Genomic DNA, 13,565 nt, shown 5'->3' on the forward strand with positions numbered 1-13,565 from the left:
GGCTCGAACCGACTGGCTACTGTCGCGCTGCGCATCTCTCGTGGGGTACTCCGGTCTCGGAAGCCCGGAGCACCGTGAGGGATCCGGTCGGCGTGACGGACCCGCGAAGCCCCAACGCTCATCGATACCAGCTCACGTTCACCGATCGATCAGGCTTCGTTCACCCGTTGTTCACCTTTTCAACATAGTCCGTTAAGAGTCGGGCAGGCGGCAGCCACGCCCCTGACGAGCAGGCAGGCCACCCGAAGGCTGAATCAGCGGATGAGCCCGGCCTCGCGCGCTGCCGCAACCGCCGCCGTGCGACTCGTCGCACCGAGCTTGGGGAAGATATGGGCGAGATGCGACTTGACGGTGGTCTCACTCAGGTGCAGCCCGCGCGCGATGTCGCCATTGCTGTGCCCGGCCGCCACGAGGGTCAGGACCTCGAGTTCGCGAATGCTCAGCGCCGACTGCGCGTCGCGCACCCGGGCGAGCAGCCGGGTGGCCACGGCCGGTGCCAGTGCCGACTGCCCGGAGGCGGCGGCGATCACGGCAGTGATGAGATCGTCCGGCGGGGTGTCCTTCAGCAGGTATCCGGCGGCGCCGCTTTCGATCGCGGTGACGATGTCGCTTTCGGCGTCATAGTTCGTGAGGATCAGCACGGCGGGCGCGTTGTCGAGCGCGCGGATGCGCTGCGTCGCCGCGGCGCCCTCGAACTGGCCCTGGAACTGCAGGTCCATCAGCACGACGTCAGGGCCCAGGCGCACGGTTTCGGCGAGCGCTTCGGCGGTCGTACCGACCGCGGCGACGACAGTGATCGACGGTTCCGTGTCCAACAGGGCAAGCAGCCCGGTTCGCATGATGGGATGGTCGTCTGCGATCAGCACCCGGATGGTCATCGGGCGAGCTCGAAGCTGGCTACGACGCTGGTCCCGTGCCGGTTCCGGTCGCCATCCGGGCGCGTGCTCTCGACCGTGAGCGTCCCGCCCAGCTCGGTGACCCGCTCCCGCATGGCGTGCAGGCCGAAGGTGTTGCGAGCGGTGGGGACGGCAGCGGGTACGACGGCAGCGGGAACGGCCTGTGGGCCGGACTCGGGGTCGAACCCCACTCCGTCGTCGACCACGTCCAGAATGACCTCCGAATCGAGCCGGCTCAACGTGAGGTCGATCCGGCCGGCCCGGGCATGCTGCACGGCGTTGGCCAGCGACCCCTGCGCAATCCGGAGCAGGGCCGTTTCGAGCCGGGTCGGCAACAGGCCGATGTCCCCGGAGATCGTGACGTTGACCGGTACTCCGCTGGCCGCCTCCGTCTCGGCGGCAAGCCGACGGAGCGCCTCGACCAGCGTGGTCTGCCGCAACGCCGGTGGCGAGAGTTCGTCGATGAAAGAACGGGTCTCGCCGAGGGCCTGAGTCGCGGCATCCCTGGCCTGGCCCACGCGCATGCGCACGGCGGCACTCGAATCGGCGGAGCGCTCGGCAGCGTGCAGCAGCAGGACGATGCTGGAGAGGCTCTGGGACACCGTGTCATGGATCTCGCGCGCCAGCCGGCCGCGTTCGTCGAGCACTCCCGCGGCCCGCTCGGCCGCCGCGAGCTGGGTTCGGGTGTCCTGCAGCTCGGCGATCAGAAGGTCCCGCTCCCGGGCTTCCCTGGTGAGCGACCGGTACGCGAGCCCGATGACGACGGCGACCACGGCACCGATCACGGGACCGATCACGCCGCCCACGCTGAATCCGCGATGCACGCCGAACGCGACGATCGCGATCCCGGTCGCGAGGGCGATTGCTGCGGGGCCCGTCCAGCCGGGAAGCAGGTGCAGGTAGATGAAGAAGAGCGGGAAGAGCAGGTAGATGGCCTCTGGGCTGAAAACCGTGAGGACAACCCATTCGAGGCTCAGCGCGGCCGTCCAGGCCAGTGCCCACCCGGGCAGGGAACGGCTCGGGAGGTTGTATGCGACGAGTGTGCCGGTGGCATAGGTTCCGAGCAGCACGGCGGAAAGGCAGATGATGACTCCCGCGGCGGGCATCCCCGCCTGCCCGGCCATCGCGACCACGAGCACGACGAGGCCGAGCACCAACAGGTGCAGGCTCACGCGCAGACCCAGGAAGACGGAGTCGAGTCCGGAGCCGTGCGCGGTCATGGCGTTGCTTCTCTCACTCGGCGATCACCAGTCCACCGTACGGGGAATAGGCCGGGACGGCATCCTTCGAAAGGTGTAGCGGATGCTCCGCCCTTCGTCCCGGAATGACCGTTCGGGTGCACGATGACCGGGCGTTCGGTTCTCGGCAGAGTGGTCAGTGGCGGGCACGGGCTCGCCATCTGCAGCCGGTCCAGTGACGGGACCGGCGTGAAAAGGAGTCCTCTGTGTACGTAGCGTGGCGCGATCTGAGATTCGCCAGGGGGCGATTCGTCCTCATCGGAACCGTGGTGACCCTGATCACCCTGCTGGTCGGATTCCTGTCCGGCCTGACCGGCGGCCTGGCCGACCAGAACATCTCCGCGATCACCGGCCTCGGCGCCGATCGGATCGTCTTCTCTGCCCCGGTCGCGGACTCCGAACGCAGCTTCGCCGATTCCGCTGTGACCGAAGCGAATGCGATCCGGTGGCGAGACCAGGCCGGGGTCCGGGACGTGCACCCCCTGGGCATCAGCCAGCAGAGGGTATCGGCCGGCGACAACCAGGTCGCCGTCGCGCTGTTCGGCAGCGCCTCCGGGTTCGGTTCCGGCAGCGCTCCCGCGAGCGGGCACCTGACCCTGCCGCGGACGGCCGCTGCGAAACTCGGCATCGGGGCAGGCGATTCGGTCACCATCCTGGGTTCAACATTCGTCGTCGACCGGGTCACCGACGACACCTGGTACTCGCACACGCCGGTCAGCTGGCTGGCCCTGACCGACTGGCAGAAGCTCGCCGCCACGACCGGCAGCCCCGGCGCATACGCGACCGTCCTGGCCGTGACCGCCTCGGGAACCGACTGGTCCGCCGCGGACACGGCGACCGGCACGTCCTCGGCCGGCGTCCTGCAATCGCTGACGGCCCTGTCGGCATTCCGCTCCGAAATCGGCTCGCTGCTCCTGATGGTGGCCATGCTCTTCGGCATCTCCGCCCTCGTGGTCGGCGCGTTCTTCACCGTCTGGAGCATGCAACGCCAACCGGACGTCGCAGTCCTCAAGGCGCTCGGTGCGTCCAACCGGATGCTCGTCGGCGACGCTCTCGGCCAGGCCGCCCTCGTCCTCATCGTGGGCGTCGGGCTCGGCATCGCGCTCACCGCCCTGCTCGGCGCACTGGCCGGCACCGCGTTGCCGTTTGTGATCAGTCCCCTGACGACCCTCCTTCCCGGTGCGGCGATGATCGCGCTGGGTCTCGCCGGCGCGGCCTTCGCGCTCCGTTCCGTCACCACCGCCGACCCCCTCACCGCCCTCGGGAGCAACCGATGATCCGCCTTGACCACATCACCCTCAGCTTCCCGGACGGCGACCGGCGGATCACCGCCGTCGACGACGTCAGCCTCACGGTCGATCGCGGTTCCGTGGTCGGGATCACCGGCCCATCCGGATCGGGGAAGTCGAGCCTGCTCGCCGTGGCTTCGACCCTGATCAGCCCGGATGCAGGAACCCTGCACGTCGATGACGTGGACGCGACCGCCCTCTCCCTCGCCGAACGGGCGGAGCTGCGAAGGGACAGCATCGGCATCGTCTTCCAGCAATCGAACCTGATCCCGTCGTTGACCGCAGAGGAGCAGCTTGTTGTGATGGGGGAACTCGACGGACCCCGCCGGGGTCGCAGTGCCCGCAACGCCGCACGGGCGCGGGCCAGGGAGCTCCTGGATGCCGTCGGCCTCGCCGATCACGCCGCCAAGCATCCGGCGCAACTCTCGGGAGGGCAACGCCAGCGGGTCAATATCGCCAGGGCACTGATGAATGAGCCGAGCGCACTGGTGGTCGACGAGCCCACGAGTGCGCTGGACCAGGAACGCGGTTCGAGCATCCTGGCCCTGATTCTGCGGCTGACAGCGGAGTTCGACACCGCCACGATCCTCGTCACCCACGACCAGCGCCTGCTCCCGCTGATGACCTCGGTGCATTCGATGGTCGACGGCGCGCTCACGACACGGTGAACGCCCGGTGTCGCTACCAGGTCGCATCCCCCCGGATGACCACATCCGAACCGCCGTCGATGAAGATGACCTGACCGCACAGGTGGGCGTTTTCCTCGCCGGCGAGCCACGCCAGGAGGTAGGCGACCGAGCGCGGTTCGAAGATCCCGTTGAGGGGCATCGGAACCATCGTGGCCATCGCCTCGCGCTGCTGCGGCGTCTTGATCATGTCGGAGGTCATCGGGGTGTCCACGACCCCGGGTGCGACCGCGTTCAGGGGGATCGAGGCGCCGGCCCAGTTGTCCGTCGCAGCGTTCCGGCGGATCCACCGGGCCAGGGCGCGCTTGGTCGTGCCGTAGATCAAGGCTCCCAGCTCCTCGCCGCCCGCTTCGAGCTCGGCGGCGCGGGCCAGGGCATCCGCTTCGTTGCCGGCGAGGAGTGCGGCGAGCAGGATGTCGTCCGGCGGGAAGAGCGAGGCCATCGACGAGACGGCGACGGCGCGGGGGGCGGCCGAGCCGACCAGCAGGGGGCGCAGGTCCTCAAGCGTCGCGATGGTTCCGAAGTAGTTCACGGCCACGGTGGTGGCCGTCGGCGAAGCCAGACCGGCAACGGCGTGCACGGCGTCGATCGCACCGCCGCTCAGGTCGCTCACCTGTTCGACGAGGGACGCGCGCCCTGCCGCGGTGGACAGGTCGACGACCACGTCCGCATCATGGATATCGACGCCGATGACGGTCTCACCGCGCTCCATGAGAAGTTCTTTGGTTGCCTTCCCGATGCCGCTTGCCGAGCCGGTCACAACGGAGGTACGAGGCATGGGAACGACCTTTCGACGGTGAATCGGGCACGGTGTCCACGATGCATGGTGCCCCCACGACCGGGAGCACACAAGGGCGCCGGGCAGGGCGCCGGAACGGGGTGCACGGGGCCGGCCCACTGTCGACGGTCACCGCACCCCGCGCCGTCCCCGATAATGGAAAGGGTGACTCACCTCCAGGAACCCGCCGATATCCGCCTGATCGTCTCGGACATGGACGGCACTCTCCTCGATGATTCCGGCCGGGTGCCCGACGGCTTCTGGCCCGTGCTCGAGGCGCTGCTCCGCGCCGGAGTGATGTTCTCCCCTGCCAGTGGACGCCAGTACCAGACCCTGCGGGAAACCTTCGGTGAGCGCGAGGGCCTCGTGTTCATCGCCGAGAACGGCACGAACGTCGTTCGCGACGGCACGAGCATCGCACTGGAACCCGTAGTCTTGTCCGTCATCCCCGCCATCGTCGAGTGGGTGCGCACCGCGGCCGCCACGGGCTCCGACGTGGGCATCGTCGTGTGCGGGGTGCGAACGGCGTATATCGAGCGCACCGACGCCGAGTACTTCGCCAGGGTCAAGCCGTACTACGAGGCCCTGGCGATCGTGGACGATGTCCTCGCCGCGTCCTCCGACGACGAGGTGGTGAAACTCGCGATCTACGACTTCGCCTCAGCGGAAGAGCACACCGGGCCGTCCCTGCGCGGCCTCGGACTCGAGGCCGATGTCGTGGTCTCGGGCGAGCACTGGGTCGATGTGATGCGTCCAGGGGTCAACAAGGGGCGGGCGCTGATCCGCCTCCAGCGCGAACTCGGGATCACCCGGGAGCAGACGATGGCGTTCGGCGACTACCTCAACGACGCCGAGATGCTCGACGCCGCCGGAGAGTCCTACGCGATGGCCAATGCGCACCCGAGCATCCGTGCCCGTGCCCGCCACCTCGCTCCGTCGAACGACGATGACGGTGTCGTCACCAGCATCCTCGCCGCTTTTCCCGGCCTGATGCTGGGCGCTCGTTGAGCTGGCACGCCCCGTGTCGGCCGGGCCCGATCGGGACCCGGCCGAGGCACGAGTGACTACTTCAGGATGCGGATGAGCTTGCGGTTGGCGAACTCTGCGATCCCGAAGCGTCCCAGTTCCCGGCCGAAGCCGGACCGCTTCACGCCGCCGAAGGGGAGTTCCGGGCTGTCCAGGAGCGACCCGTTGATGAACACCATCCCGGCCTCGATCTGGTCGGCGACGCGCAGTGCCTGCTCCGGGTCGGTCGTGAAGAGGTAGGAACCGAGGCCGTAGGGGATGTCGTTGGCCACCTGCACCGCCTCCGCCTCGTCCTGCACACGGTAGATCGCGGCCACCGGGCCGAAGAATTCTTCCCGGTAGGCGTCGCTCTGCGGGGAGACCCCGGTGATCACCGTCGGCGAGAAGAAGGCGCCGTCCCGCGTTCCCCTGGCAACGACGGTGGCGCCCTGGGCCTCCGCCCGCTGGAGCTGTTCCTCGAGGTTTTCGGCGGCGCCGAGGGAGGAGAGCGGTCCCAGTGTCGTCTCCGGTGACGTCGGGTCTGCCGGCACGTTGCCGGTGATCTTGGCGGTGAAGCTCTCGGTGAAGGCGTCGAAGAGAGCGTCGATGACGATGAAACGCTTGGCCGCGTTGCAGGACTGCCCGGAGTTGTCCAGGCGGGCCGCGACGGCAGCGTCGACGGCTTCCTCGAGGTCGTCCGCGCTGAGCACGATGAACGGGTCGGATCCGCCCAGTTCGAGCACGACCTTCTTGAGGTTGCGGCCGGCGACCTCCGCGACGGCCGCGCCTGCCCCCTCCGACCCGGTCAGGGAGACGCCGTGCACCCGGGGATCGGCGATGATGTCGGAGATCTGGGCGTTGGACGCGTAGAGGTTGCGGTAGGCGCCGGCGGGGAACCCGGCATCCGTGAAGATCTCTTCGATGGCGGCGGCGGATTCCGGGCACTGCGAGGCGTGCTTGAGCAGGATGGTGTTGCCGAGCACCAGGTTCGGGCCGGCGAAACGGGCGACCTGGTAGTAGGGAAAGTTCCACGGCATGATGCCGAGGAGAACGCCGAGGGACGCGCTGCGCATGAACGCGGTGCCCTCGCCGCCCAGCAGTTCGATCGGCTCGTCGGCGAGGAAGGCCTCGCCATGAGTCGCGTAGTAGGAGTAGATGTCGGCGGAGAAGTCGACCTCACCGAGGGCCTGCTCGACGGGCTTGCCCATTTCGCGCACGATGAGCTCGGCCAGGTGCTCGCGACGCTCGGTGTGCAGGTCGGCGACGCGCTGCATGAGTGCCGCCCGCTCCGCGACGGATGTGCGGCGCGAGAACTCCGTGTGGGCGCGGTCCGCCACGCCGATCGCGTCCGAAACCTCGTCGTCGGTTGCCAGCGTGAAACTGGGGCCGCTCGTCCCCGTGGCGGGGTTGGTGACAACGTACTTGTTCATGAATTTCTCCCTGGGTGTCCTCGTTAACGCCGAACGCACTCGCAGCATACCGGTCCGGGCAGGGCTCACGAGGCCGGGCTATCCTGTCATTTTCATTCCGACGATTCTTTGAAGGAGATCCCTCTTGCCGTACTTCAGCACATCCGACGGAACCGAGATCTACTACACCGACCAGGGCGAAGGACAGCCGGTCCTCCTCAGCCACGGCTGGCCGCTCTCGTCCGACGCCTGGCAGGTCGAGGTGAAACTGCTCGCCGACAACGGGTACCGTGCCATCGCACACGACCGCCGTGGGCACGGTCGCTCAGCGAAGACGTATACCGGAAACGACATGGACACGTATGCCCGCGACCTGGCCGAACTCGTCGAGTCGCTTGACCTCAAGAACCTCGCCGTGATCGGTCACTCCACGGGCGGCGGCGAGGTGGTGCGCTATGCGGCGCAGCACGGGGTCGGCCGGGTGACCAAGGTCATCACCGCCGGCGCGGTGCCGCCGCTCATGGTGAAGACGGAGAGCAACCCCGACGGCCTTCCGATCGAGGTGTTCGACGGCATCCGTGCGGGTGTCCTGAGCGATTCGTCCCAGTTCTACATCGAGCTCACCGAAGCGTTCTTCGGGGCCAACCGGCCCGGAAGCGCGGTCTCTGAGGGTGCCAAGCGCGAATTCTGGCGCCAGGGAATGCTGGTGAACCTCGCCGCGGCTTACGACTGCGTCAAGGCGTTCTCGGAGACCGACTTCACCGCAGACCTCACAGCGCTCGAGGTACCGATCTTCATCGCCCACGGAGACGACGACCAGATCGTTCCCATCAAGGACGCAGCACTGAAGTCGATCGAGCTGGTCAAGAACGGCACCCTCAAGGTCTATCCCGGCGCGCCCCACGGCATCTATGGCGACTACCAGGCGGAGCTCGACCAGGACATCCTCGCCTTCCTCGCGACCTAGCTCCCCCCCACGAACGGTGTGACCGGGCACCGGCCGACGGATAGGCTCGGCTCGTGCCCGTCACCCTGGAACCCCTGTCCCCCAAACGTCTTCCGAAATGGCTGCGACGCAGCGCGGAGGAGTACGCATCCGATCTGATCAGCCTCGGCCGCTCCCCCTCAGATGCTCATCGGCTCGCCGCCCGGAGTCTCGGAAATTCCTTCCCCGGCGGACAACCGGCATCCGGTCAGTACGTGTTCGACGTGCACGACGGCCCTGGCCGCCCGGTCGGCTACCTCTGGATCGGCCGCGCCCAGGGTGAGGACGATTCGGACTGGTGGGTCTGGGATATCTCCATCAACGAGGACGAACGTGGCAAGGGGCTGGGCCGGGAGACCATGCTGCTCGCGGAACAGTTCGCGAAGTCCCACGGCGCCAGGACCCTCGGCCTGAGCGTCTTCGGTTTCAATACGGTGGCGCGGCGGCTCTACGAGACGCTGGACTACGAGACGACATCGATCAAGATGAAGAAGACCCTCGGCTGAGCCACCCGCTCACTCCGAGGCACCCGTCTCCGGGGCACAAGTCTCCGGGAGCACCGGCAGGCTGCGCACTCCTTCGAAGTGGCGCGGATGCCCGTCGATCGGATCGGTGAAGCTCACCTCGCTCGCCAGGAGCTGCAGCGGCCGGGAGAAGTCGTCGATGGCGACGTCCTGGACCACAGGGTAGAGCGGGTCGTCGATGATCGGGATGCCGAGGCCCAGCATGTGCATCCGCAGCTGGTGGGTGCGTCCCGTGCTCGGCGTCAGCCGGTAGACGGCGGCACTGCCGAGCGTGGTCTCCAGCTCGATCAGCGACTCGGCGTTGACCGGTGCCCCGGGCACGACCTCGGCCTGCCAGTGGCCGCGCCGGGTGAGCAGGTGGTTGCGGACGGTGACGGGGAACTCAAGCCCCGGTCGGGCCGGGGCCAGGGCCCGGTAGGTCTTGTGGACTTCACCGCGCTGGAACATCGACTGGTACGCCCCGCGCCAGCGCCGCTCGGTCGCCAGCACCAGCAGCCCCGATGTCACCCGGTCCAGCCGATGCAGCGGAGAGAGCTCTGGCAGGCCGAGCTCGGCGCGCAGGCGCACGACAACACTCTGCACGACGTGCCGGCCGCGCGGGATCGTGGAGAGGAAGGCCGGCTTGTCGATCACGACGAGCCGCTCGTCGCGGTGGATCACATGAATGGTCCCTGGCACGACCGCCTCCGCGGCGAGATCACGATGAAACCAGACGAAGGTGTGCGGCCGGTAGGGGTCGCTGGTACCGACGGGCGTGCCCGTTTCGTAGGCGAAGCGCTCTGCGGCCAGCAACCCGGCCACGTCGACGAACCCGGCCAACCGTTCTGCCAGCCAGGCGCCCATGGTCGGCCACGGCTTCGGCCGGGATGGGTCGCGCTCCGGGGTGCAGACCCAGGCCGCGTCGAGCCCGTGACGTTGCGGAAGGGGCGAACGCGGGGGCATCCACTGATCGTACCCACCCGACGATCACAGGTCAGGGTCGCAGGGTCAGAACAGCGGCCAGGGGACCGCGGGCATCTGGCCGCGCGGGGCGGGGAACCGGCCCGCCGCCCGCAGCCGGTCACAGCGGGCGGCCAGGGCCTCGAGCTCGTCCGCGTCGAGCAGTTCCCCGAGGGTGACACCGAGGTCGCCGTCGAGCCCCGCGCGCACCCGGTCGACCCCGTCGAGCTCCTCGGCGCTGAGGGCATCGCCCAGCCAGCCCCACAGCACCGTGCGCAGCTTGTGCTCGACGTGGAACGTCAACCCGTGGTCCACGCCGTGCCGGTGGCCATCCGGCATGGCGAGAATGTGGTTGCCCTTGCGGTCGGCATTGTTGACGACGATGTCGAACACGGCCATCCGGCGCAGCGCGACCGAGTCTTCGTGCACGAGCGTGACCGCCCGGTCCTGCTCGTCGCGACCGTCGAAGACGCGGCGCCAGCCAGCGCCCGGCCCGATCTCCCAGGGCACCAGGTCGACGGCGTCCTGTTCGGGATCCGCGTCCTGCCACAGCTGCACCATCCCCGGGCCCATCGGACCGTCACGAAGCCAGGTCCGGGGTACGACCTTCCACCCGAAGGCCTCGGAGACCCGGTATGCCGCAACCTCCCGGTTCGCGAGGGTCCCGTCGGGGAAATCCCAGAGCGGATGCTCGCCGGCGACCGGCTTGTAGACCACCGGGACGCCGCCAATGCTGCCGAGGAATGTCGCGTTCGAGGCGGTCGTGATGCGGCCCGTGAGTTCGAGCTCACCGCGTTCAAGCCCGCCGGCCTCGAGCTCGCCGGAGCCCGGCGTCATCAGGGCTCGTCGCGCAGCACGCAGTCGTGCCCGTCCGGGTCGATGGGGTCACCGCAGAGAGGGCAGAGGGGGCGCCCGGCGCCGACGACTTCGTGGGTGCGCTTCGCGAAGGCCCTGGCCGTGCCGACCGGAATCCGCAGCAACAGCATCTGCTCGGGGTCGGCCGTTGCGGCATCGACGACGGCGAGGGGGTCGTCTCCGAGGCCCTCCTCGTCGACCACCACGATCGGGAAGGCCTCGATCACGATCTGCACGGTCGAGGGGTCCCAGCCCAGGGTCATGGTTCCGGTGCGGAAATCCTCCTCGACGGGTTGCTCGAGCGGTTCGTTGTCCACGAGCTCCACAGGTGTCGTGGTGGGGACGCTGAAGGGATTTCCCTCGGTGGACATCAGCTGATCGAGGATCTCGTCGATGCTGTCGGCGAGGAGCGCCGACTGCTGCTTCTCCATGGCGATGCTGACGATCTGGGTTCCGCTGCGCACCTGCAGATAGAACGTGCGCGACCCCGGCCGGCCGACGGTACCGACGACGACCCGGTCCGGCCAGTCGAACTCATGCAGGATTGTAGGCATGGGGATATTTTAGGCTCCGGTTTCCTGCGGCCGCTCAGTGCCGGCCCCACCGCCGACCGGCGCATCGGCCACCGGGCCGGCCGCCGCCAGCCAGGACAGGTCGCCTGCGTCGGTGTTGATGGCGTGGACACTCGGGCGATGGGGCCCGTAGCGCACGATCGAGACGGATGCTGGTCCGACGTTGATCCGCTGGAACAGGTCCAGGTGCATCCCGAGTGCGTCGGCGAGGACGGACTTGATGATGTCGCCGTGGCTCACCGCGACCCACACCGCACCGGGACCATGCTCGGCTTCGAAGATCGCATCATGGCGCCGGATGGCCGCGACCGACCGCGCCTGCATGGCGGCCATCGATTCGCCGCCGGGAAAGACGACCGCAGAGGGGTGCGCCTGCACCACCGGCCACAGGGGCTCCTGGGCGAGGTCGATCAGGGTGCGGCCCTGCCAGTCGCCGTAGTCGCACTCGGTGATGTCCTCGTCAACGGGAGTCGAGGGAGTGCCGCCCTGCAGGTCGAGGATCAGCCGGGAGGTCTCCCGGCATCGCTGCAGGGGGCTCGAGACCACGCCGACCAGAGGCACGACGGAGAGCCGCTCGCCGGCGCTCGCGGCCTGGGTGCGCCCGATCGCGTCGAGTCCGACCCCGAGAGATCGCCCTGCCAGGAGTCCGTCGGCATTCGCGGTGGTGCGGCCGTGCCGCACGAGGATGACTGTGGCCATGCGTACAGCCTAGGGAGTCGGCGGCCCGAGTCGCCGAACCCATCGGGCGCCGATGCGTGCGGAGTGCCCTCCCCGCTGTGATGCGAGGATGAGGTGCCGGCTGGCTCTCGGCCTGTCGCCGACTCTTCTCAGCGCAGCCGGGCCAGTGCCGACCGGAACGCGTCGATCGCGTGAGCGTTGAACAGCACGAACGTGACGACATCCACGGCCGTGGAGCTCGCGGCCACCGTCTCGACGGCGATACGCGCCGCGTCGTCCATCGGCCACCCGTAGACGCCGGCGCTCACCGCAGGAAAGGTCACGTGGTGGGCGCCGAGTTCGTCGGCGACCCGCAGCGACTCGACGTAGCAGGAGGCGAGCAGGTCCGATTGGTCGAGGGTCTTCGCCCATATCGGGCCGACGGTGTGGATGACCCACCGGGCGGGGAGGAGCCCCGCCGTAGTCGCGACGGCGGCACCGGTCGGCAGCCCGTCCGGCAGCGTCGTGGCACGCAACCGGCGACATTCCGCAAGGATGCTCGGGCCTCCGGCCCGGTGAATCGCGCCGTCCACTCCCCCGCCCCCGAGCAGCGTGTGATTCGCTGCGTTGACGATCGCGTCCGCGGGCAGCGCCGTGATGTCGCCTCGGACCAGCTCGATGAGTGCCATGATCCGACGTTACCAACCTCGTGCACGGGAGACGCACGAGGCTGATACGGCTGGAGCTACGCCAGCGTCGGCTGCAACAGCCCCTCGAGGCGCTGGTAGCTGGTCTCCATTCCGCCGGTCATGCCCGTAGCAAGCACCGCGTCACGCTGCTCCGCATTGGCGTAGGTGATGACGAGTGAGAGCAGGGTTCCGCCCTCGACTTCCGTGAGGGTCAGCTCGTTGAGCGTTGCCGGGAAGTCCGTCCCGATCATCGCCTCGGTCGTGACCGCGCGGTGCGGTTCGACCGACTCGAGGAGCTCACCGGTGAAGCCGAATCGCTCCTCGCCGCCGTCCCGCTGCCACTCGTAGCGGTAGCTGTCACCGACGGCTGTTGCGATCTCACAGACGGGCATCGACCAACCGTCCGGTCCCAGGAGCCAGCGCTTCATGAGCGCGGCATCGTTGTGGGCCCGCCACACCTGGTCGACGGTGCCGCGGATCACCCGTGCCACTCGCACCTGGGTGTCGCTGAGGATCTGCGCCTCCGCCAGGTGGTCGGCGGCAAATGACGCCAGGTCGGCCAGCACCTGGTCGATCTGGGCCATCGCCTGGCGGGTGCCTTCGAGCATTCCCATCTCGATGAGCTGCTGCATCTGGTGGAGGGAGCCGAAGTACGACGTCGTCTTCAGGCGACTGCCGCCGGGCGTCTCCTCGAAAGCGAAGTCCATTCGGGTGGTGGGGAGGTCGGCGTTGGGCACACCCGCCGCATCCGAGAAGCTGTCAAGCACTTCAAACGCGTGGGGAGCATCGGTCGAGGTCCAGTCCCAGCAGCCGTAGTGCGTATCGCCCTCCGGCCCGGTCATCGCATACACGCTGCGTCCCCCGGTCAGAGCGTCGTGCCGGTAGAACGTGGCCGGATAGGTCGGCGGGCCCCAGAACCGTTCGATCTGGCGTGGATCCGTGTACGCATCCCAGAGCCGGCGGAGGGGCACAGGGAAGTCGGCGACGATCGTGATCGTGAGCTGGTCGAGGTCTTTCTCGACGGAGGTGACGGGCATGATGAT

The 13,565-nt window shown here is 68.4% G+C and carries 15 protein-coding genes; 5 read left to right on the plus strand and 10 right to left on the minus strand.

Features of this window, described 5'->3' with window-relative positions:
• Positions 1-254: 254 nt before the first annotated feature.
• Both E3O46_RS06325 and E3O46_RS06330 read right to left on the minus strand, forming a co-directional pair.
• Entirely contained in the window at positions 255-878 is a 624-nt protein-coding gene (locus tag E3O46_RS06325; protein WP_134450226.1) for a response regulator, read from the minus strand.
• Positions 875-2,116 carry a sensor histidine kinase gene (locus E3O46_RS06330; protein ID WP_134450225.1) on the minus strand — a complete coding sequence of 414 codons (1,242 nt, stop codon included), beginning with the start codon at positions 2,114-2,116 and terminating at the stop codon, positions 875-877. The genes E3O46_RS06325 and E3O46_RS06330 overlap by 4 nt, the downstream gene beginning before the upstream one ends.
• A 224-nt stretch (positions 2,117-2,340) precedes the next feature.
• Between E3O46_RS06330 and E3O46_RS06335 the strand changes: the two genes are divergently transcribed.
• Together E3O46_RS06335 and E3O46_RS06340 are read left to right on the plus strand one after the other, a co-directional pair.
• Positions 2,341-3,411, plus strand: coding sequence for an FtsX-like permease family protein (locus tag E3O46_RS06335; protein WP_134450224.1), 1,071 nt, complete (start codon positions 2,341-2,343; stop codon positions 3,409-3,411).
• Positions 3,408-4,091 carry an ABC transporter ATP-binding protein gene (locus E3O46_RS06340; protein WP_134558527.1) on the plus strand — a complete coding sequence of 228 codons (684 nt, stop codon included), beginning with the start codon at positions 3,408-3,410 and terminating at the stop codon, positions 4,089-4,091. The genes E3O46_RS06335 and E3O46_RS06340 overlap by 4 nt, the downstream gene beginning before the upstream one ends.
• 13 nt (positions 4,092-4,104) lie before the next feature.
• Here E3O46_RS06340 and E3O46_RS06345 read toward each other — a convergent pair whose 3' ends face one another.
• Positions 4,105-4,887 carry an SDR family oxidoreductase gene (locus E3O46_RS06345; protein WP_134450222.1) on the minus strand — a complete coding sequence of 261 codons (783 nt, stop codon included), beginning with the start codon at positions 4,885-4,887 and terminating at the stop codon, positions 4,105-4,107.
• A 156-nt stretch (positions 4,888-5,043) separates the two neighbouring features.
• On the opposite strand from E3O46_RS06345, the gene E3O46_RS06350 reads away from it, so the two are divergent.
• Positions 5,044-5,895, plus strand: a complete 852-nt coding sequence (locus tag E3O46_RS06350) for a Cof-type HAD-IIB family hydrolase (protein ID WP_134450221.1) — start codon at positions 5,044-5,046, stop codon at positions 5,893-5,895.
• A gap of 56 nt (positions 5,896-5,951) precedes the next feature.
• Here the strand turns inward: E3O46_RS06350 and E3O46_RS06355 are convergent, their stop codons facing one another.
• Complete coding sequence (locus E3O46_RS06355; RefSeq protein ID WP_134450220.1) at positions 5,952-7,322, minus strand: NAD-dependent succinate-semialdehyde dehydrogenase; 1,371 nt, start codon at positions 7,320-7,322, stop codon at positions 5,952-5,954.
• Positions 7,323-7,446: 124 nt separating this feature from the next.
• Between E3O46_RS06355 and E3O46_RS06360 the strand changes: the two genes are divergently transcribed.
• Both E3O46_RS06360 and E3O46_RS06365 read left to right on the plus strand, forming a co-directional pair.
• Positions 7,447-8,268 (plus strand): alpha/beta fold hydrolase, encoded by an 822-nt coding sequence (locus tag E3O46_RS06360; RefSeq protein ID WP_134450219.1) that lies wholly within the window; start codon positions 7,447-7,449, stop codon positions 8,266-8,268.
• A 53-nt stretch (positions 8,269-8,321) separates the two neighbouring features.
• Positions 8,322-8,792: a GNAT family N-acetyltransferase gene (locus E3O46_RS06365; RefSeq protein WP_134450218.1), complete on the plus strand. Its 471-nt coding sequence runs from the start codon at positions 8,322-8,324 to the stop codon at positions 8,790-8,792.
• A 9-nt stretch (positions 8,793-8,801) separates the two neighbouring features.
• Here the strand turns inward: E3O46_RS06365 and E3O46_RS06370 are convergent, their stop codons facing one another.
• The 6 genes from E3O46_RS06370 to E3O46_RS06395 form a co-directional block, all read right to left on the minus strand.
• A complete protein-coding gene (locus tag E3O46_RS06370) occupies positions 8,802-9,752 on the minus strand; it encodes a pseudouridine synthase (protein ID WP_134450217.1) in 951 nt (316 codons plus the stop codon).
• A 45-nt stretch (positions 9,753-9,797) separates the two neighbouring features.
• Entirely contained in the window at positions 9,798-10,586 is a 789-nt protein-coding gene (locus E3O46_RS06375; protein ID WP_134450216.1) for an SCO1664 family protein, read from the minus strand.
• On the minus strand, positions 10,586-11,158 hold the full coding sequence (locus tag E3O46_RS06380) for a DUF3090 domain-containing protein (protein WP_134450215.1): 573 nt from the start codon (positions 11,156-11,158) through the stop codon (positions 10,586-10,588). Before E3O46_RS06380 ends, E3O46_RS06375 begins: the two co-directional genes overlap by 1 nt.
• Positions 11,159-11,167: 9 nt before the next feature.
• A complete protein-coding gene (locus E3O46_RS06385; RefSeq protein ID WP_134450214.1) occupies positions 11,168-11,875 on the minus strand; it encodes a histidine phosphatase family protein in 708 nt (235 codons plus the stop codon).
• Between the two features lie 128 nt (positions 11,876-12,003).
• Positions 12,004-12,522 carry an O-acetyl-ADP-ribose deacetylase gene (locus E3O46_RS06390; RefSeq protein ID WP_134450213.1) on the minus strand — a complete coding sequence of 173 codons (519 nt, stop codon included), beginning with the start codon at positions 12,520-12,522 and terminating at the stop codon, positions 12,004-12,006.
• Positions 12,523-12,578: 56 nt separating this feature from the next.
• The gene (locus E3O46_RS06395; protein WP_134561337.1) at positions 12,579-13,559 is read right to left on the minus strand and encodes an SRPBCC family protein; all 981 of its coding nucleotides are present in this window, start codon (positions 13,557-13,559) and stop codon (positions 12,579-12,581) included.
• Positions 13,560-13,565: the final 6 nt, after the last annotated feature.

It is taken from the genome of Cryobacterium glucosi (assembly GCF_004402235.1).
GTDB lineage: Bacteria > Actinomycetota > Actinomycetes > Actinomycetales > Microbacteriaceae > Cryobacterium > Cryobacterium glucosi.